16 protein-coding genes are annotated in these 19,000 nt (G+C 60.4%); 8 read left to right on the top strand and 8 right to left on the bottom strand.

What is annotated here, in order from left to right; genetic code table 11:
* Window positions 1-64: 64 nt before the first annotated feature.
* From J2808_RS11410 to J2808_RS11385, 6 genes are all read right to left on the bottom strand, one after another.
* Window positions 65-1,432, bottom strand: coding sequence for a KAP family P-loop NTPase fold protein (locus J2808_RS11410; RefSeq protein ID WP_309816186.1), 1,368 nt, complete (start codon window positions 1,430-1,432; stop codon window positions 65-67).
* Between the two features lie 474 nt (window positions 1,433-1,906).
* Window positions 1,907-3,187 (bottom strand): 5-methylcytosine restriction system specificity protein McrC, encoded by a 1,281-nt coding sequence (locus J2808_RS11405; protein WP_309816184.1) that lies wholly within the window; start codon window positions 3,185-3,187, stop codon window positions 1,907-1,909.
* On the bottom strand, window positions 3,184-4,296 hold the full coding sequence (locus J2808_RS11400) for an AAA family ATPase (protein WP_309816181.1): 1,113 nt from the start codon (window positions 4,294-4,296) through the stop codon (window positions 3,184-3,186). The genes J2808_RS11405 and J2808_RS11400 overlap by 4 nt, the downstream gene beginning before the upstream one ends.
* Window positions 4,286-4,873 carry a hypothetical protein gene (locus J2808_RS11395; protein ID WP_309816178.1) on the bottom strand — a complete coding sequence of 196 codons (588 nt, stop codon included), beginning with the start codon at window positions 4,871-4,873 and terminating at the stop codon, window positions 4,286-4,288. Before J2808_RS11395 ends, J2808_RS11400 begins: the two co-directional genes overlap by 11 nt.
* A 9-nt stretch (window positions 4,874-4,882) precedes the next feature.
* Window positions 4,883-7,021 (bottom strand): Eco57I restriction-modification methylase domain-containing protein, encoded by a 2,139-nt coding sequence (locus J2808_RS11390; RefSeq protein WP_309816175.1) that lies wholly within the window; start codon window positions 7,019-7,021, stop codon window positions 4,883-4,885.
* Complete coding sequence (locus J2808_RS11385) at window positions 7,018-8,085, bottom strand: DNA adenine methylase (protein WP_309816172.1); 1,068 nt, start codon at window positions 8,083-8,085, stop codon at window positions 7,018-7,020. Before J2808_RS11385 ends, J2808_RS11390 begins: the two co-directional genes overlap by 4 nt.
* 659 nt (window positions 8,086-8,744) lie before the next feature.
* On the opposite strand from J2808_RS11385, the gene J2808_RS11380 reads away from it, so the two are divergent.
* The 3 genes from J2808_RS11380 (at window position 8,745) to J2808_RS11370 (ending at window position 12,407) form a co-directional block, all read left to right on the top strand.
* Window positions 8,745-8,993 (top strand): helix-turn-helix domain-containing protein, encoded by a 249-nt coding sequence (locus tag J2808_RS11380; protein ID WP_397428042.1) that lies wholly within the window; start codon window positions 8,745-8,747, stop codon window positions 8,991-8,993.
* A gap of 114 nt (window positions 8,994-9,107) precedes the next feature.
* On the top strand, window positions 9,108-9,287 hold the full coding sequence (locus J2808_RS11375; RefSeq protein WP_309816168.1) for a hypothetical protein: 180 nt from the start codon (window positions 9,108-9,110) through the stop codon (window positions 9,285-9,287).
* A 543-nt stretch (window positions 9,288-9,830) separates the two neighbouring features.
* The gene (locus tag J2808_RS11370; RefSeq protein ID WP_309816166.1) at window positions 9,831-12,407 is read left to right on the top strand and encodes a DUF4268 domain-containing protein; all 2,577 of its coding nucleotides are present in this window, start codon (window positions 9,831-9,833) and stop codon (window positions 12,405-12,407) included.
* 195 nt (window positions 12,408-12,602) lie between these two features.
* Here the strand turns inward: J2808_RS11370 and J2808_RS11365 are convergent, their stop codons facing one another.
* A complete protein-coding gene (locus J2808_RS11365; RefSeq protein ID WP_309816163.1) occupies window positions 12,603-13,793 on the bottom strand; it encodes a GAF domain-containing protein in 1,191 nt (396 codons plus the stop codon).
* Window positions 13,794-14,015: 222 nt separating this feature from the next.
* Between J2808_RS11365 and J2808_RS11360 the strand changes: the two genes are divergently transcribed.
* The 5 genes from J2808_RS11360 (at window position 14,016) to J2808_RS11340 (ending at window position 17,598) form a co-directional block, all read left to right on the top strand.
* Window positions 14,016-14,756, top strand: a complete 741-nt coding sequence (locus J2808_RS11360) for a DUF6994 family protein (RefSeq protein ID WP_309816160.1) — start codon at window positions 14,016-14,018, stop codon at window positions 14,754-14,756.
* Window positions 14,757-14,881: 125 nt separating this feature from the next.
* Window positions 14,882-15,625: a DUF2510 domain-containing protein gene (locus tag J2808_RS11355; RefSeq protein ID WP_309816155.1), complete on the top strand. Its 744-nt coding sequence runs from the start codon at window positions 14,882-14,884 to the stop codon at window positions 15,623-15,625.
* Window positions 15,626-15,846: 221 nt separating this feature from the next.
* Window positions 15,847-16,671 carry a nuclease-related domain-containing protein gene (locus tag J2808_RS11350; RefSeq protein WP_309816152.1) on the top strand — a complete coding sequence of 275 codons (825 nt, stop codon included), beginning with the start codon at window positions 15,847-15,849 and terminating at the stop codon, window positions 16,669-16,671.
* A gap of 64 nt (window positions 16,672-16,735) precedes the next feature.
* Entirely contained in the window at window positions 16,736-17,179 is a 444-nt protein-coding gene (locus J2808_RS11345; protein WP_309816714.1) for a nucleoside deaminase, read from the top strand.
* 23 nt (window positions 17,180-17,202) lie between these two features.
* The gene (locus tag J2808_RS11340) at window positions 17,203-17,598 is read left to right on the top strand and encodes a VOC family protein (RefSeq protein ID WP_309816149.1); all 396 of its coding nucleotides are present in this window, start codon (window positions 17,203-17,205) and stop codon (window positions 17,596-17,598) included.
* Here the strand turns inward: J2808_RS11340 and J2808_RS11335 are convergent.
* Window positions 17,595-18,989 (bottom strand): GAF domain-containing protein, encoded by a 1,395-nt coding sequence (locus J2808_RS11335; RefSeq protein ID WP_309816146.1) that lies wholly within the window; start codon window positions 18,987-18,989, stop codon window positions 17,595-17,597. The genes J2808_RS11340 and J2808_RS11335 overlap by 4 nt on opposite strands.
* Window positions 18,990-19,000 lie beyond the last annotated feature (11 nt).

Here is a 19,000-nt window from a genome sequence, read left to right as displayed (position 1 = left end):
CAGCGCCCCTCCAATCGACTCGAATGCATTAAGACCCAAGTGAGCGACAGCCCGAACCGACGAGTTAGCCAGCAGTGTCTTGCGAAGTTCCTCGCAGCCCAACAAAATCCGCGATGATGCTGGCTGATGACCAATCGGCAATAGCGTGGGAAGGGCCAGACACGTCAGCGGCCATACGCATTGCCGTCCTGACATCCGCAAGATCCAAATCCTCCGGCAGGTGTGCCGACACAAACTGGCTCAGCTCAACCAGTTCTTCGGAGTCCTCGGTCATTGACACCTCGTCTTTAAGCGCTGACTCGCCCTCTTCTACAATCCGCTTGTAACTTGCCAGTACGCCGAGTTTTACCGAGGTTTCGGAGTCCTCACCCAGAAGTTCCTTGCTCAGGCGTTCGAACGCCGTCGGCCAGCGCAATTGGAAACCCAAGGATATAAGCAAGAGATCCTGAGCTATTCCACTACCCCAAGAGATGTGCCGGGCCAACATGTAGGAGTTGAGCATCCTCTTGGCTTGCCTTGGATTCGACCGCAACGCCCGGCGGATCAATTTCTGAATAAGATCGTCTTCGACGCTGTCGAACCAGACCTCCTTGATCGCAGCCCAGTCCGGGACAATGGATGGGAGAAGATCGCCCGCAACTTTGATGTTGGGGATTCTGAAGGGGACCTGAATGATCTTTTCAATGAACCTGTGGGCGTCCACATGGGGATACTTCTCAGAAACCGCGTCGATTAGCACGTCGTAATCGATAGCTAATACGAACACAAACCCATCGATATCCATTAGTAGACGGATGGCCTCGATGACTTGAACAACGCGTTCAGGTGAACACCTGTCGAGATCATCGATGAGCACGACCACGCGCGCGCTGTCTGAGAGCGCGTTGCCCACTTCCAGGAGTTTCGCGTACATCTGCATGTAGTTATCCACTGGAGTGGCGCTACTGGACGACGACTCATCCTGGCCCGCCTCACTGGCCGTTGGGATACGGAAGTTGACAACGCCGAAGAGGCCCAGTTCGAACCCTCCCAAGAGGCGACCTATCCGGGTAGCCACTTCCTTAGCGCTTTTCTTCGTGCTCGCCTTACCCGGAGCGTCCTGCTTTTTGTCGAATTCATTTTTCACCGCCCAGAGGAGTGGGGCTAGGAGATTTCCGGCTCGCTCATGTCTCCAGGCATCAAATTCGACCACCGTGCTGTCTGGAAAAGCCTCGCCAAGTTCGATCTTCAGAGCACTGAGGATGGACGATTTCCCAGTTCCCCAAGGTCCGTATAATCCCACCGTGTACCGCGCGGGGTTGCCTCCGGCGACCGCAGCTGATAGTGCTCTAACGTAAGACTGGAATCCTAATTGAGGGTCCTTGCGGGGCGAATCGACAATAATTGGAATTGTTGGCGGTAGCTTGCTTTTGGTCAACGTGGTATTCGTCATCACACTTGCCTGCCTCATCTTGCGGGGTCTACCAACCCATATAGGAACACTCTGTCAATCGAAACCTGATGCATTTGGAATGCATATCCAGTATGAGTGATTTCGCCCCGCTCAAACGCCAGTTCCTGGAGGTGAGGATGGGTGTTGCTCGGACACTGGTTGTGCCGAGTTCGGTTAGCCAAAGTTCGACCTGAACGGTCTTCGTATGCGTACCCGCTCTGCCCTTGCCTCCTCCGGACCAATTTGGCCCTGTCTTCCATCTATGTGCTGGCAGAAGCGTTGAATTAGAAAGTAGCTGTTTCTCCTGCCCGCAGGCTGGGCAACGGCCCATCCTTATCGGCTTGTCCGGTTCGGTATCGATGATTACCGGATTCACTTGTGCGTCTACAGCGGAGAACGTACGTCCGGAGGCGGAAACAATATCTGCCTTGTGGGCTCGAGTGTCGTGGTCAAAAGTAGGACTATCTGGTTGCTTTACGGGAGATTGAGCTTCGGTATGAGGGCCCGCCGCGCGCCGGCGACAATGTCATCGAACCCGCCCCGGCGGGAAATTCCTTGGACCTGAATCTCGAAGCCTTCGATCGCTAGCGAGTCCACATTCACCCGGTCGAACTCAATCCATTCACCTAGCGGAAGGTCGATCACTGAGCGGACGGAAGGGTATAGAAGGGAGATTTGGCTTGCCTCTGCAGCCCGAAGGAATGCCAAGGCTTCGTACACATCGCTCGAGCTGATACTCGGCTTCCGTTCTAGCCTCGTTTTATATTTGGCGTCGAGGAGGAATTCTGCCGTTGACCCGACAAGCGGTGAGATGTCTGGTGTCGCGTAGACAGGTTCCGTGCCGCGGTAGCCAAGTAGCCATCGCTTCTGCCCGATGACTTTGTGGTCGGGGAGGGCTCTTCTAACAAGTTCTTCGCACAGCGACTGCCAGGCCGACCACGTCGATAACACGAATCCTGGCCCGGCAAAAGTGCCTCCTTTGAGGTCCAAACCAAGTCCTTCAACAATTAGACGGGCCAGGTCGTACACGCGTTGCATCGCACTGTGGCGTTGAGGGAGGGACGGAAAGATAGCTGGGGGCGGCAGTTGGGGAGCCAAGGCTCTTGCAATGGCCTTCAACTGCGCTTGGGTATCTCCATCGGTGACTTCTGGGATAAGTACGGCCACTGCGGCGGCGAGAGTCGCGTTATAGGGGTTTTGTTGAGTTAGTTCCAGCCGTGACATGCGGAAGCCGTCCGGTTCGGGCAGTACAAGAGTCTCCCACTCAATGTCGCCATCGAGGGCATAGTCCGCCCGTTGGACGCGTTTGTAGCCGCGGATCGGCCGGCGCTGGTTGTCCGCGTAAAGCGTGAGGAAGGACCGGGCGATGAGCGTCGCCAAGTCACCGCGGTCTTGGGCGCCGGCAGTTATGTCGTCGTGCATCAGAAGATGCCCGGTTTTGACTAAGACGGCTAAAAGGAAGAAATCGAGGCGCCAGGTGGTACTCGACTCGTCGAGGAATTTGGGCACCACTTCAAGCTCGACTTGGGAGTTGAGACGCAGGAGACCTGCGATGCCATCCGCTCTCCAGGCACCGGTAGAGGAAACAGTGATGGCATCCTGCTCGTACCCGAGGAGTCTCTTGACGTGGTTGTTCAGATTCCGAAGGTGGAGCAGGACGTCCTCACGGGAGATGCTACAGAGCTCTGCGATCTCCGCAGTTGTGTTGGGACGGTCTCGAAGCTCCTGCAAGACTATCCTCCCGATCCCGCTCACTCTGTCGCAATAAGGGCGAGCAACTTATAGAGCTCTGCAACTGTCGGCCGAGTCGGGCCAGCGATACGCCGCACGGTCTGCCCTGCAAAAAGCGCTTCTTCCAGGGAGTACAGGCTTTTGCTGTTTTCGGCTCGAAGAACATCTGAAATGGCCCGTGTGTTGCCGAAGAAGACTTCATCAATATGTGCCCGTAGAGTTGCCCATGCAGCAACTATGTACTCCTGAGCTGCCCCGACGGCGGTTGAATCGGCGGAAGTGTGCATCAGTGCGCCGTGTCCGAGCTGGTAAGCATGCCCTCGTCCCAGAAGGATCTGCTGGTTTATCTTGGAGAACGCCTGGGCGAGGGCTTCATAGTAATCTGCAGCGCCTGTCGGTGACTCAGGTAGCAACGCAGCCTTTATGGGGAGGCCTAAATGGGCTCTGAGGGTATCAGGCTGTGGCTCAAGCCGGTGCAGGTGGAAGCGGCGGAGAAAGGCGACGTCGAGAGGCTCGACACTCGTGTCGGCTTCGTTCATTGCGGCGAGGACGTACAGATCATTCGGAAGCGCAAATGATTCGTGTTCACCACCGTCACCGAGAATCTCGAAGTGCTGGGTGGTGTCCGTGTTGTCGCCATTTGTCAGAAGACGCTTGTCGGCTTCGAGGCCGACAAGCGCACTGCCAAAGGCTGCTACCGCCGGCCCTCGGTTAATCTCATCGATGATGACGAGTGCTGCGTGATCGTCTTCCCGGGCGTGCAGAGATGCTCGGTAAAAGGTACCGCTGGTTACCTCAAATGCGCCGGGCTCTGTAACTTTTGGAACGAGACCGCGCATGAAGTCCCTGTACTTGGTGTTTTGGTCAAAGACCGTTTGGAACACCTTACGACTTCCAGTTTGGTTTGGGCTTGGGAACCAAGTCGGGATAGGGCCGCCGGCTGGGGGGATCGGTATCCGTGCAATGGGGGAAGAGCCAGTATTCCCCTGGTCCCACACAAAGAGTTCTCGGACCTGATTCAGCAGTCGCGACTTCCCGGTTCCTGGGGAACCAGCAATAATTACGTTTTTACGAATCGCCAAGGCTTTCAACACCGCCCTGGCGTCGTCCTCGATGTTGCTCTCAATCGGCATGGCAATATCCCGTACCGTCGCTGAAATTGTAGTAGCCCATTGCTGGCACCAGACCTGCAGTACGGGTTGCGTTCTTCGCGCAGGCAGAGGTCAAGCATCCGAGAACGGCTGAACTAAGTTCATGAGCCCAAATTTTGGGATTTCTGAGCTCGGTTTCGTATGCGTAGACGCAGCGCACAGCGCCATCACTGAAACGGATTAGCAGGACGAATACTTTGCCCTTGTCGGTGGCAGGCAGCTGGCCGCCGAGCGCAGGGCTGGCGTGAATCTTCGATATACGACTTTCAGACTTTCTTGACAGGGTCGGAGGCCAATACTCTAGCCGCGTCTTCTGGGGCTTTTCGTCCGCATCGAGGTAAAGGATGTCCCCGGTCCGTATAGCTTGTCCGCGGGGACCGAAACTGTCCTGGCTAAACATGAGTCGCAGGACGGGATCGAAGGCCTGGGCCGGAAAGCGGAGATCCCGCGCTCCACCACCCGTTGCCGAGTCATTGGACTCCGCGAGAAGCTTGCGCATGTCTCCGCCGACGATCTCCTTGTATACGACGAGGGTCGGGCGTGCTTGTGTAGTTGTCAAAGTGTCCTTCTATGCGTACTCAGCGGGAATGTAAGGAATCGCACCTTTGTCCTGACCATACTTCAGTCGGCTCGTGCTTGCGTGCTGCATCTCATATAAATCCGCCAGCTCTGCAAGTACGGCATCTCTTGTGATAGTAGATCGACTTTCATCATCAAGGGCCGGCTGGCGTCGGTCGAGAAGAGGAAAATCCCGGAGGACGAGTTCCATATCTTCAAGCCGCAAATCCCAGATAGAAGCTACTAGAGCATCAATACGTGCCCTCAACCGGCCGATTTCCGACAGATTGACCTTGGGATCACTTTCGGCGGCTGAGATGCTTCGTGCCAGAGTCACGAGCTCGCGCCCCGTGGCCGAATTCTCGTCTACTTTAGGCAGCGGGAGCGAATCCAAGAGGAAGAAGTTGACAGTGGTCGTCACAAGGCGGCGCATCATCCAGTCCACGACGAATGAGTTTGTGAGAGCCAAGAACAGGTCTTCCCGGTCCGCGCCCCCTTCAGGGAACGCTAGAGTTGGGACCTTGTTTCCACAGGCGATCCCCGCCGGGACACGTGCGAGAAGCAACGACCTCTCATTCGTTTGTCCGGTTATGTCGCAGAATCCGATCCGAGGGCGGGTTGTACGTTCTGCTGAAGCTGCTTGCATAGACTTCACCGGGATGAACCACTGGGTCTTCAGCGTGGTCCGTGCCAGCGGTTCTGGGCGCCAGATCGCGGACCGTCCTTCCCCGCTCTGATAAGTCTTGGCGCGCCATCGGTATTGAGAAACGTGCCTGCCCTCCAGCAGTGGCATGGACTCAGCATCGGGTGTGCGCAGGAATTTTTTCTTTTCCAGCGTCATGTCGACTTCGCGCCGGTACGTAGGGCGCCAGGGGCCGGACTGGTCACCCACTGTGTAGGAATCTTTGGCTAGGCGCGCAAAAAGGTTCCACTCCTCGGACGATCTAACTTCCGGGATGGACATGTCTTCCCGCGCGGCTCGGAGCTCAGCCCTTGAGATGCGGACCGGCTCAGCGGGCAAAGCGCCAGTGCGGTCAGCAACCTTTAGATTTATCGGCATGCGTTCTCCGGTTCCTACCCGGGCAACTAGGGAGAGGAACTTGAAGCGCGAATCGATAGCAAAGTGGCGCGCACGGTTTTCGATGACCGAGATGGAAAGCTCCCGGGAGGCACCGTCGAGCTCATTTCGCAGTGTCTCAGTACCTTGTGATCGGATGAGGCCGGCTGGGACTATCAGAGCGAGGATGCCGTCGTCGGCGGCAAGAACGATGCCAAGTTCGAGGAACAATTTGTATAGGTCGTGCTCGCCCTTCCCTTGGAGACGAGTTCCCGTAGCAATTTGCTCGATGTATGAGAGCAGTTCGGCCCGAGGCCGGGCTAGGTCAACCTCGTCTTCGTAGCCTTGGCCATAGTGACGGACGTGACCAAGGCCGGTAGCGATTTCGTGGCGGGACACTTTCAGCTTCTCCCATGGCGGGTTCCCGATGATGAGGGCGGCACCGATGGGCGCGAGTTCCGCCCACGTGTTACGGCTGGCGAGGCTGTCGTGTTGGAGCAGACGACCCGCAAAGCCCGATACGGCGGAAAGGTCGTTTGTGAGACTTGCCACTGATAGAAGCGCGCCCCGGAGCGCCCGCGACGAAAGGTCGGCGCCTGTCAATTTATCGCGGATTACTTGGTCTCGCTTGTTGCCTGCTGGCAGTGTCATGGCCGCGGCTGTAAGGAGTACTCCGGAGCCGCAGGCGGTGTCAATCCACAGTCCGTCGGTTCGGATCATTGGGACGCTTTGAGCGGCCAGCTGTTCGGCTAGCCGCCAATCGGTGTAGTACGCGCCGCTCTTTCGCTGCTGGGCAGTGGGTATCAGTTCGCGGCTTAGTGCAGACAGAGCCAAGGGGACTGGGATGGGAGTATCCGCGATGCTTGATAGCACTTTGTCTGCCCAGGGGAGGGGATTGCCTAGAATGTCCGGCCGGCGTTGTCCGAAGAGGTTCCAGAACTCTTCGAGGTTCCAGCCCCCTGCTACCGCCGCGGCGGCTTCCAGCACGGTCAGACGGGCGTCGCTCAGTTCGGAGGAGGGGCATAGTTCTTCGGCAGCATGATCGAGCAGCCCGTTCGTAGCGCGCAGGTGCGTCTCTTCTACGCTTTTCACACGTACACCACAGAGCGGTGTGCAGAATAGCCGGAATCGTTCAGTGAGACTGGGTTAATTTCAATGACATACTCGTCGACAGTATCTCCAGATGCCGAGGCCTGCGCATTAGGGCGGTACCGGCCGATCGTCTTGATTTCATGCACGGTAACCTGACCAGCTTCAGTAAGAGCACTGACCAACTGGTCCTTGGCGACGTGTCCTTCCGTGCTGTAGCTCAATAGAATCTTCCGGGCCTTGGTTCCCATAATGAGTCGAGTGAGCGCGTCCAAGGCTCGGGTCTTGTAGCAAAATTCGGACGCCTTTGCCTGCCATGGACGAAGTCCCGTTACGCCCCCAACCTCAGGTGCATCACCGGCGTGCAGGGTTTCGAGGAGATGGTAATAAGCGCTGTACTGCCGCTTTGTATATGGAGGATCGTAGTAGACCGTGTCTTCCTCCGTTGTGTCGAGGTCAAACACATCCCCAACTACGGCCTCAAAGTTTGTTGCTCGTGAGGGGAGTTGGCGAGCCGTGACTTCCACTTCCTTGAGAGCCCCTGGTGTCCATCGCTTGAGGAAGCAACCGTAGGTGCCAGAGATGTTGGCGACGCTGTTGGCGGATTGCATTAAGTCGGCGAGCAACAGCTGTTCTTCGGCCCAGGTAATTTGGTTACCGGCCGACCACACTTGGATTTGTGCCCGCATGGCATCGAGTCGGGCCGCATTCGACTCGGTGAAGTATCGCCGCTCCACTGCACCTGTTCCCCCGGACGCAGGACTGTACTGAGCATGAATGAATCCGCACATCCCTGGAACGTCATTAAGGAGGGTGATGGCGCTTCTATATCCACCAACTGAAGCGAACGGCACGTCGTTAACACCCACGACGGCCCCAACGCTCATCGCCACTGACGAAGGGAGGGAGTCGTTGATAGTGACGTTCCAGCCTCTCGCTGCTGCTGCAGCCGCCACCGAGCCAGTTCCGCTGAAGGCATCAATGAAGCGGCCAGATGTGTGGGTTCCTGCGAGGTCAACAATGGAGTCCGCAACGCGCGCCTTGCTCCCGATGTAACGAACTCCCACGTATTTCTCCTCTTTTTGGCCACTCCAGGCTTTTCAGGATCCACAGAGTGCAACTTCTAGGTTATCGGTCGGCGCCGCCAGTTCCTGCCATCGACGCAGCACCAGGGTCCAACCGAACTGATAAGCAGACTGCTGCCTTATCCCTGATTCAAAGAGTGCCAGCCACCTCTGACAGCGACGTTTGGGCTTGGTAGCGGGCACCGTGTTCGGCGCCGCAGACCGCGTCGGACTAGGCACTCATCAGCGCGTTGATGAACGTGGTGAGCCTGGATCGCATCAGATCAGGGGGCCCGCTCGAGTTGCTCGGACAGGAAACGGGCAGGATCGATAACATGGGGTGCCATCATCGCGTGGACACTCGTTGAGAGACGACTTTGGTAGGTCTTTCCAACAATGACGCGATGACCCCCTCGCGTTCGGGAACAACACGTCCGGAGCCGGGCTCGTTACACCCTGCTAATAAGCACTACTCAGTGCGCAGTGATCAAGGCGCCTCGTGCATGTGCCTTGATCACTCCTCAGCGGCGCCTAAACACCCCCCCAAACGACCGTCGTCTAATCGGCAGTTAGCCATGATGCGGAGTCGAGCAGTGTTGGGCTTGGTTTCTAGTCCTTCCGTTGTTTGCCGCCAGCCGGGGTGGCCCACATAGGATGACCCGGTGATCGAACCCAAAAAGCACCGCTTCCTGACGACCGAGCAGGCGGCCGAAAAGCTGAACGTTAGCCCTAACCAGATAAGGGCGCTGCTGAAGACTGGGGAGCTGCGCGCCATTCAAGTCGGTGGCCGCGGCATGTGGCGCATCGGTATCAGCGACCTCGAAGACTATATCGCCGAGGCGTACCGGCGTACCGCCGAGCGCATCGAAGCGGGCGAGATCATGGATGACGGGGAGTCCAACGCCGAGTAGTCGTGAGGGCGGATCTCGGCTGTTTCGCCTAGGGACGGCGACCGCCGGCTACCAGTTGATACTGGCGCTGCCTGCTAGCGGGACGGAATGGTGTTGCCGGTGCCAAGCAAAGTAGTGTCGCGATTCGATGCTATGCGCTGGGCATCGTCGGCCGACGATGCCCGCTACTTTGTCCTCAACTTGACCGTAATCGCGGCCACGCTCGATGACTCCATGTTCATCGATGACGACGTATCCGAGCTCGAAGAGGGCATCGCAGCCGAAGAGGCACGCAAGCATGGACACATTCAGTGAGGCCATGCGCTCGTCTTCGGAACAGGCCCCAGCGTGGCTTGATATGAGCAGCGATCAAGAGTTCCTCCGGCAGGTGTCGTCTGCATAACGCGCAGGAGCTGCCCCTCCGCCGCAATTGTTGCTTCCGCAGGAATCGCTGCCCGGAGTGCCACGATTGCCAACTTGTCACACTAGCGCCGCCCAAACAGCGTTCGGACGGTCCACGAAACAGGCTGTCCTCATACATTGCCTTCCCGGAGGTCTCTATGCCTGCCCACCGCAACAGCTTTTGGGCGTTGGCAGGGTCCGGTGGGAAGACATAGCCATTCCTCAGGGTCCCAATTCCACTGACCGGACCCACGCCGTCGGCGAGCATCGCGAGGGCTTCGTCGCGTGAAACTCGTATTTCAAGCAAGGGTTCGGTAAGCACCACGGTGCCCTTGGTGTCGGCGGGCACGTCCCAGGGCCATGGACCGACGCCACAGATCGGCCAGGTTGTTGGGGTTTCCGGGCGACCTCTCCCTGTAGTCTTTTTCCATTACTGCCAAGATCCTAGGGGGCGTTGTGGTTCGAGCGGAGAACGGCACACTGGCGGGTGTTCTGGAAGGTAAGAAGCAGTACCAGGTACCCCTCTACCAGCGCGTGTATTCGTGGGGCAAGAAGCAACTTGACCAGTTGTGGTCTGACGTCGTCGAGCTTGAGCGCACGCTTACCGACGACCCGAAGGCCTCGCACTTCATCGGCTCCCTCGTACTGGCAAGCAGTCCTGACTTCGGCGCCATTGGCGTCAACAAGTTCCTCGTTGTCGACGGCCAGCAGCGCCTGACCACGCTGACTCTCCTTCTGGCTGCGCTCCGCGACCACTTGATCGAGACCGGGGAATCCGATCGAGCTCGCGGCATCGATGCCCAATACCTGATTAACGTCTACGACAACGGCAAGCCACTTAAAGTCATGCCGACCCAGACGGATCGGCCGGCCTACATGGCGGTGCTCAACCGTGCGCCGCAGGCTGGTGGGGAGGATGCCGTCGGTGATGCCTACCGATTCTTCCGCTCGAAGATTGCCGCGGCCGACGACCCGGACGACCCACACGACTTGCAACTGCTCGAGGCCGCTGTCGTACGCGGTCTGGCCCTCGTTGTCGTCACGGCGGAACCTTCCGACAACGCGCACCGCATCTTTGAGTCGCTGAACAACACCGGCCTTCGCCTGACACAAAGTGACCTGCTGAAGAACTATCTGTTTATGCGGCTGGGTGACCGCGCGGAGACAATCTATGACAACGTATGGCTTCCGCTGGAGCGAAAGCTCGACTCCGAGAACCTCGAGTTGGTGTTTTGGCTCGACCTGGCTCAACGCGACGAACGGGCGAAGCAGTCGGACACCTACGTCGGGCAGCAAAACCGGCTTGAGAAGCTCAAGACCATCGAGCAGGTAGAAGCTGAGGTAATCCGCATCGCCGAGCTTGGCGACGTGCTCGCGACGATTCTCAAGCCTGCGGAGGAGAAACACCCCGAGGTACGTCGTCGCCTCACCAGGATCAAAGCCTGGGGCTCGACAACCGCATATCCCTTGGTGATGCAGATCCTCGCTCGACGCGCTGCCGGTACCGCTGCTAACGATGAAGTGGCGCGCGCGCTGACATACCTGGAGTCCTACTTCGTGCGGCGGGTGGTGATCGGGCGCGCCACCGCAAACCTGAACCGTACCCTCCTTCAGGCTGTAGGCGCGATCACTGATGCGAACCACATCGACGTCGCACTGCGCCAATACCTATCCCGCGGCCGGAAGTACTTCGCAACCGACCAACAGGTTCGCGAGGCCGCTCAGACGATTGCCTTTTACTGGCAGGGCCGCGGAACGCAGAAAAAGCTAATCCTGCAATGGCTCGAAGAGGCCTACCGCCCGAAGGAGATCGTTGACCTCGACCCAAGGCACCTGACAATCGAGCATGTCTTACCCCAAACGATGACGGAGTCCGTGCGCGAAGTGTTTGCGGAGGGTTTCAGCGTTGACGCGGACATCAACTACGAACACGAGCGTGTCGTTCACACTCTTGGAAACCTCACATTGAGCGGGTATAACAGCGAACTCAGCAACAAGCCGTTCGACGAGAAAAGCGAGATGCTGGCCAAGAGCGGCGTGGCGATGAACCAAGCGATCGCTGCTCACGCGAAATGGGGCATAGACGAGATCAACGCGCGTAGCGCTGAGTTAGCAGAGAAGATCATTGAGCTGTGGCCAGGCCCTGACGAGAGCATCACAGCTGTGGGCGACGAGCCGTCAGCGCTTCGCAGCCAAGTTGCTGCGATCGTCGCCGAAATCCCGGCGGGGCGCTGGAGTACGTACGGCGACGTCGCGATCGTGGCCGGCACCTGGGCCCAGCCCTTGGCTGCGATAGTGGCGACCTTCCCAATGGCCAACGCTTGGCGAGTCCTGCAGAGCGGCGGGACGATCTCGCCTGGTTTTCGCTGGACCGAGCCTGGCCGCGACGATGACCCGCGCAGCGTGCTGGAGGAGGAAGGGCTCAGGTTCGATGCAGAAGGACACGCGGACCCCGAGCAGTTCATCGGCGCCGAGGAACTCGCGGAAGCCGCCGGCCTTGACGTCGACGAGGACGTGATTGCCGCCCGCCGCAAAAAGGTGAGGAGCCATGCCCGGGCCGGAAACAGTGTGTCCGTGAAGAACGCCCAGCTTGAATTCTTCGAGCGGGTCCGTGACTACGGGCTTGTGAACGCTACTAACATCGATACTTGGCGCAAGCCCTCTCCCCAAAACTGGTACGACGTTAGCCTTGGAGACTCCCGTGGGCAGATCTCGCTCACGGTCAACTCCCAGAGGAAACTCGTAACCACGCTGTTCTGGATCAACCACGACAAGGATCTCTTCGCGAAGTTGCTTGCCCAGCGCGACGCCATCGAGGCCGACCTCGGTTTCGACCTCGAATGGGATGACAAGGCCGACCGCAAGGCATCCAAGCTCGTCATCAGCCGTCCTGGCGACTTCCTGGATGATACTCAGTCGCAAGAACTCGTGGAGTGGCTCGTGACCACGGGGGACACGTTTGCGCGCGTCTTGTCGAAGTACTTGCAAAGGCCACCGGACCTACCCGTCGCGCTTCGGCTGTTCGAGTCTTGACTGGGGGACGGGGCGTGCCTTGTGGCGCCTCGTCGTGGCTGCAGTCCTCAGCAGTTACAAACATCGCTTTGAGCCACTGGGCAAGATGATTTTGGGCCCTTCCGTCGCATGACCCTGCTCATCAAGGCTGACCTGAAAGACCAGGTTTCGACAGGCTCAATCACCAAGGGGCAGGCCCTACTACCGGGGGCAGGCTCAACCGCCGGGAGTAGACAAAGCCCGGAACGACAGATACCGCGCATCACCGCTGCCCGCCAGCCGTCCCAGCGCCTCGACGGCCTCAAAATCCGCCGAGCCCATGTCCGTGGACAGCCAACGGGTTACGAGCCCGGCGTCGCCGCTGGACCGCACGGCGGATCCGAGGGCCAGGTCCAGCTGGTCCCGGAGCAGCTGCACAGCCAGCGTCCCGGACCGGCTGAGCAGGGGAGCCCGGTACGCCTCCAGCGCCTCGTCCACCCGTCCCTCGCGCAGCAGCCGCAGCACCCGCCCCGAATCCGAACGTCCGGTCAGCCCAGCGACAAACCGGTAGGGGTTCGACTCCACGGCATCGCCCAGCATGGAGCGGACTCGGAACATCTCCGTACGGATGGCCGCCGTGGTGCCCGCATCGCCGTAGAGCTCGTAGGCCAGCTCCTCGGCGGTCCAGCCCTGGGTGCGCGAATCCAGCAGGGCCAGGATTTCCGCCCGGCGCAGCGTCAGCTGCACCCGGCTGCCGTCCCGGAACACCGCGGCAGGTTTGTCCCCGAGCAGCTCCAGTGATTCAACGGCCGAAACCGGCCGGCGGGCGCCCTGCCGGGACGTGCTCCGGACAGGTGAGGCACTCACGGAGGCCCCGCCGTCGGGCGTTCCCAACAGTGATTCCGCCACCCGGACCGCGCATCGCACCATGCGCAGCGTGTCCGCGCTGATGGTGTCCAGCGGTCCGGAGACGTCGAGCACGCCCAGCAGCCGGCCCGTGGCCGGGTCCGTGATGGGCGCCGCCGTGCAGGCCCACTCATGGTGGGTGCGGACCAGGTGCTCGGCGGAGAACAGCTGCACCGGGCGGCCGGTGACCAGTGCCTCGCTGATGGCGTTGGTGCCGATCCCGGCCTCGGACCAGTCGGCCCCTTCGGAGAACTCCAGCCGGTCCGCGCGCCGCAGCACGTCCGGGCTGCCCACCCGCCACAGGATCTCGCCGCGGGCGTCGGTGAGCACCAGCAGGTGCCGGCCGGAACTGGAATCGTCGGCCAGCAGGTCGTTCAGTGCCGGCGTGACCTGCTGCAGCCGGTGCTCCCGGCGAAGCTCCAGGACGTCGGATACGTTGTGCAGGTGCCGCGGGCTGTGCTGGTCCGGGCTGATGCCCAGGGCCATGGAGCGGCGCCACGTATCGGCCAGGTTGTTGGGCAATCAGTCCAAGATGTACAGGGACCCAGCCATGTCATCTCAGCTTTGACGCAGCATTGGATCAAGACCGGTTTTGCGCATGAAATCACGTGAGAGGATTCACGCATCATGCGCATCACGGACAATTTGGGGGTCTCCAACAATGAGGTATAAAAGGTCAATGCCGGCCCTTGCGCTGATGGCTGCGTTCGGGCTCATGCGTGCCGAGCAGTGGGGATACACGCAATGACTTTCTGCATTGACACCACCTTCGACTTCCACTGGGATACGCCGGACGGCAGGGACCCTGATAAATACAGCCAGAAACTGCGCGAGTACCACCAGCTGCTGTGGAACAAGGAGTTGCCCTCCGGCGCACGGTTCGATCTGAGGCCCGAGCCCGGCGCCTATCTGGTGCACCGGTCCTCCCTCGGTGTGTTCTTCCTCGCCAGCGAAGCCTTCACTACCAGGCTGCGCGGCAAGGCGGCGCGAGTCATACGCTCGATCCCGGCCGAGGACCTGCCTGAGTACATCGGCTATACGGTCGGAAGCACACTCGTGTTCCCTGGCAACAAGGTCGGCAGAAAGATGACCATCAATGGTGCGCGCGGATTCCACCCCAGAATCGCTGATCGCCCCGACCTGACCTTGGAGTGCATCCGTCGGTACTATCTTGGTGAGCTGCCGAACCCCCTTGCGGAACCCCTGGCACGGTACGAGACTTTCTTCGCCCTGTTTGAGACCTTCCGCGGGTACGTCGACTTCTTCCTCCTGCAGGATCTGCTAAAGGATGACGGCAAAACCGTCGACTTCTTCCACCCGCTCGGCAACTTCAGCGCAAAGGACGCCGTCCCGAGGGACGAGAAGGAATACCTCAGCTACCTACGACACAGCAACGATTTCATCAGCGCACGCAATCGCAGGATCGATGCCTGGCGGAAGCAAGTAGCTGCGACACTGCACTGCCGTGAGGAATTTCCGGGTTAACGGACTTCAAACGAGTCGAGGCGCCTCCGAGTATCGCCGGAAGCACCTCGTCAGATGTTTGCACAGTCAATCATCCATCAACATATGATCACTGAGATTGATCAATGCCTTCAATGGGGAGAAAAATGAATGCACCTGCTGGTTGGTACCCGCACCCGGAAAATCCTGGAATGCTTCGCTGGTGGGACGGTACGCAGTGGACCGATCAAACGAAACCGCAAGTATTGGCCCCGCCTCTCGCACCTCCGAAAAGGAAAAAGGGGCTCGCTGTAGCAGCCGCAGTCCTGGCTGTCGTCGGTTTGGTTTTCCTTTCGGGCATTTTCGGCAAAATCCTGTTGTTGACTAGCCTTGCGTTGGCCATAGCCGCGTTGGTCAACAAGCAAAGGCTGAAAGGACTGTCGATAGCCTGCATCTGCTTAGTCCCTCTTGGGTTTCTCATCGCAGCCATCGCGTCCGCACCTTCGCCGAAGTCGGAAGCGTCGGAGCCCGTTGCCGTCGTGGAGACGGATTACAAGGAACTGACCGACAGGGATATGGCCCTCATTATTAAGGACCCTGACGCCCACAAGGATGAGCGCGTCGTGATCTTTGCGAAGGTCACGCAGTTCGACTCTGCGACCGGCAGATGCTCGTTCAGGGGAAATGCATCTGCGGTGCCAGTAGACAAGTCGTGGGACTACAAAGAAAACATCTTCCTTAAAGGTGGCTCGGGTGGTGTGCCATGTGAAGAGCTCAAGGATTACGTCGAGGACGACGAAGTTAAGGTCTTGGCCACTTCTCAGGGTGAGGTCCAGTACGAGTCGGCAATGAGGGCAAGTTTGTCCGCTCCGCAATTCCGGATAGACAAAATTGAGCGCCTCAGCAAGTAATCAGGCCAACCTGTAGGGCTGGTCTTGCTGTCGATGATTAAAGTTCGCGAGAGTTCCGGGAACCGAAGTGCTCCTGGCAGAGAAGTCCCGCTGCGCGCGGCACGCTGCGGGAAGTTTCCCGCCGTAGGTGAGGATTGAGCCATGGCAAAGCGCAAGAAAGGCCTAACCGCCATGACCTACACGCAGACTGTTTCCGTGCCGGTGATCCAAAGTGCATCCTCATGAAGCAGATGAGGCTCCGGTACGCCGGAACGTGCCGGCTGTGCGGCGCTTCCCTTCCGGCCGGCACGGTAGCCATCTACGAAAGCGAGACGAAGACTGTCCGATGCTTGGAGTGTGCCACCGAGGCTACGGACAGCGTGCCTCCCGATCTGGAGCCATCTGGTGATGAGTCGGTGTCCGTTGAATCCGGAGTAGCCGGGTCGTCTGCCCGCCGGGAATATGAGCGCCGAAAGGCGAAGGACGAGGAGAAGCTGCGCGAGAAGTGGGGCCGCTTCGGTGGCCTTGCAGTCGCCCTGTCGGACGAGAGGCAACCCACAAAAGCCTGGGATCGGGGCGCGATCGGAGAGGAACGCCTCGGCGCCCGGCTCAATGCTATGGGCTCAGCCGACCTGGCGGTCCTCCACGATCGGCGCATCCCCGGATCGAAGGCCAACATCGACCACATCGCCATCACTCCTGGTGGAATCTGGGTTATTGATGCCAAGCGGTACAAGGGCCGGCCAGAACTGAAGACTGAGGGTGGCATACTTCGCCCACGCGTCGAGAAGCTCCTCGTTGGCCGGCGTGACTACTCGAAACTGGTCGACGGGGTGCTCAAACAGGTCGACGTCGTGCGCGACCTCGTCGGGGACGATGTTCCGATCATCGGGGCGCTGTGCTTCGTCGAAGCGGACTGGCCCTTGATCGGGGGCGCGTTCTCGACTCGTGGCGTGCACGTTCTCTGGCCGAAACGGTTAGCCAAAGTGCTTTCAGAACAGCAAGCCGGCGACGTTGATGTGGCACAGGTGCGTGAGTCGGTAGCGGCGCGGTTCAGGCCTGCGTGACGTCAGCAGTCCGTGCGAGAATGACGCCATGACCCACGAACAGCAGGCATCCGCCGCGCCGTAACTGGACCGCACCGCCCACCCGGGATTCGAAGCCGCCTATCAGGCCGCCCGGAAGAGCCTGGCTGAGGGCGGCATCCCCATCGGAGCGGCACTCACCCGGGACCGCGTGGTCATTGCCAGCGGGCACAACGAACGGGTCCAGAACGCCGATCCGATTGCCCACGGAGAAATGTCGGCGCTGCGCGCCGCCGGCCGGCAGAAGAGTTACCGGGACACCACGCTCTACACCACCCTCGCCCCGTGTGCCATGTGCGCCGGAACGATCGTCCAGTTCAAAATTCCCCGCGTGGTGGTGGGTGAAGCACGCACCTTCGACGGCGAGCTGGAGCTCCTGCGGACACGCGGGGTTGAGGCGGTGGTCCTGGATGATCAGCGTTCGGTCGACATGATGCGCACCTTCCAGTCCGACAACCCGGACCTCTGGGCAGAGGACATCGCCGAGTAGGGCCTCGTCCTACACTGGCGGTCATGGTCTCCCGTATCAGCGAACTGGTCCTGAACTGCTCCGCTCCGGAACTCCTCGCAGGGTTCTGGAGCGGGGTCCTCGGCTATGTCGAGCTGGGCCGGGAGGACGGTGCCATTGAGATCGGCCCGGCGGACGCCGGGTTCGGCGGCCTGCAGCCGACCATCATCCTGAGCCCGAGCAGCAACCCGCCAACCGGACGCCTCCCTCTGCACGTCGACGTCAACCCGGTGGACCGGGACCAGGGCGCGGAGCTGGAACGCTTGCTTGCCCTTGGGGCCCGCCCGGCCGACGTCGGGCAGACAGGCGGCGAGCAGTGGCACGTCCTGGCTGACCCTGAAGGCAACGAGTTCTGCCTCCTGCGCAGGCGGCTTGACCCCTGCCCGGACGCCGGGGGCTAACCCAACAAGTTTCTCCCCGTGTCGCTCGTGCCAGCCCGGAACGACAGATACCGTGCATCACCGCGGCCCACGAGGCGTCCCAGCCTCTCAACTGCTTCAGCATCCGCGGAGCCCATATCGGTCGACAGCCACCGGACCAGAAGCCCAGCGTCACCGCTGGCACGCACTGCCGATCCGACGGCCAGGTCCAGTTGGTCCCGGCGCAGCTGGACGGCCAGGGCACCCGACCGGCTCAACAGGGGAGCCGTGTATGCCTCCAGCGCTTGGGCCACCCAACCCTCCCGCAGCAGCCGCAGCACCCTCCCCGAATCCGAACACCCCGCCAAACCTGCAACGAACCGGTAGGGGTTCGACTCCACTGCATCGCCCAGCATCGACCGGACCCTGAACATCTCCGTCCGGATGGCCTGCGGCGTCCCCGCATCGCCATAGAGTTCATAGGCCAGTTCCTCGGCGCTCCAGCCCTGGGTGCGTGAGTCCAGCAGGGCGAGGATTTCTGCCCGGCGCAGCGTCAGCGGCACCCGGCTGCCGTTCCGGAACACCGCGGCAGGCTTGTCCCCAAGAAGTTCCAGCGACTCAACGGCCGTTACCAACCGGCGGACGGCCTGCCGGGACGCACTCCGGACCGGTGTGGCACCCAAGGACGTCCCGCCGTCGGACGTTCCCAGCAGCGATTCCGCGACCCGGACCGCGCACCGCACCATCCGCAGCGTGTCCGCGCTGAGGGTGTCCAGCGGTCCGGAAACGTCGAGCACGCCAAGCAACTCACCCGTCACAGGGTCGGTGATGGGCGCCGCCGTGCAGGCCCACTCGTGGTGGGTGCGGACCAGGTGCTCGGCGGAGAACAGCTGCACCGGCCGGCCGGTGACCAGCGCCTCGCTGATGGCGTTGGTGCCGATGCCGGCCTCGGACCAGTCGGCCCCTTCGGAGAACTCCAGCCGGTCAGCCCGCCGCAGCACCGCCGGGCTGCCCACCCGCCAGAGGATCTCGCCGCGGGCGTCGGTGAGCACCAGCAGGTGCCGGCCGGAGCTGGAATCGTCGGCCAGCAGGTCGTTCAGGGCCGGCATGACCTGTTGCAGCCGGTGCTCCCGCCGCAGTTCCAGGACGTCGGCGGCGTCGTGCAGGTGCCGCGGGCTGTGCTGGTCCGGGCTGATACCCAGGGCCATGGAGCGCCGCCACGAATCCGCCAGGTCGTTGGGGATCTCCGGGCGCGGGACACCGGAGATGACCAGTTCGTGGGCGCGGCGCAGGGCGCGCGAGTACTTCGCCGGGTCCGAAAACCTCAGGCCGTAGTCCAAAACAGTGTCCTCCTCACCGGCGGCGTCCTTGCCGGCAGTGCCCGTGTAACGCGGATGAAACCCCCACTGCGTTGAAATGGTGATGCAGCTCACGCCCGTACCAG

The sequence above is a fragment of the Pseudarthrobacter sulfonivorans genome (assembly GCF_031454915.1).
Classification (GTDB): domain Bacteria; phylum Actinomycetota; class Actinomycetes; order Actinomycetales; family Micrococcaceae; genus Arthrobacter; species Arthrobacter sulfonivorans_C.
Note: the sequence above shows the minus strand (reverse complement) of the source record. Positions and strands in the feature narration are given on the sequence as shown.

Bases quoted from the DNA above. Each gene is read 5' to 3' on its own strand.
- J2808_RS11410 (WP_309816186.1), bottom strand. From the start codon at position 1,432: ATGACGAATACCACGTTGACCAAAAGCAAGCTACCGCCAACAATTCCA.
- J2808_RS11400 (WP_309816181.1), bottom strand. From the start codon at position 4,296: ATGCCGATTGAGAGCAACATCGAGGACGACGCCAGGGCGGTGTTGAAA.
- J2808_RS11360 (WP_309816160.1), top strand. From the start codon at position 14,016: ATGACTTTCTGCATTGACACCACCTTCGACTTCCACTGGGATACGCCG.
- J2808_RS11355 (WP_309816155.1), top strand. From the start codon at position 14,882: ATGAATGCACCTGCTGGTTGGTACCCGCACCCGGAAAATCCTGGAATG.
- J2808_RS11350 (WP_309816152.1), top strand. From the start codon at position 15,847: ATGAAGCAGATGAGGCTCCGGTACGCCGGAACGTGCCGGCTGTGCGGC.
- J2808_RS11340 (WP_309816149.1), top strand. From the start codon at position 17,203: ATGGTCTCCCGTATCAGCGAACTGGTCCTGAACTGCTCCGCTCCGGAA.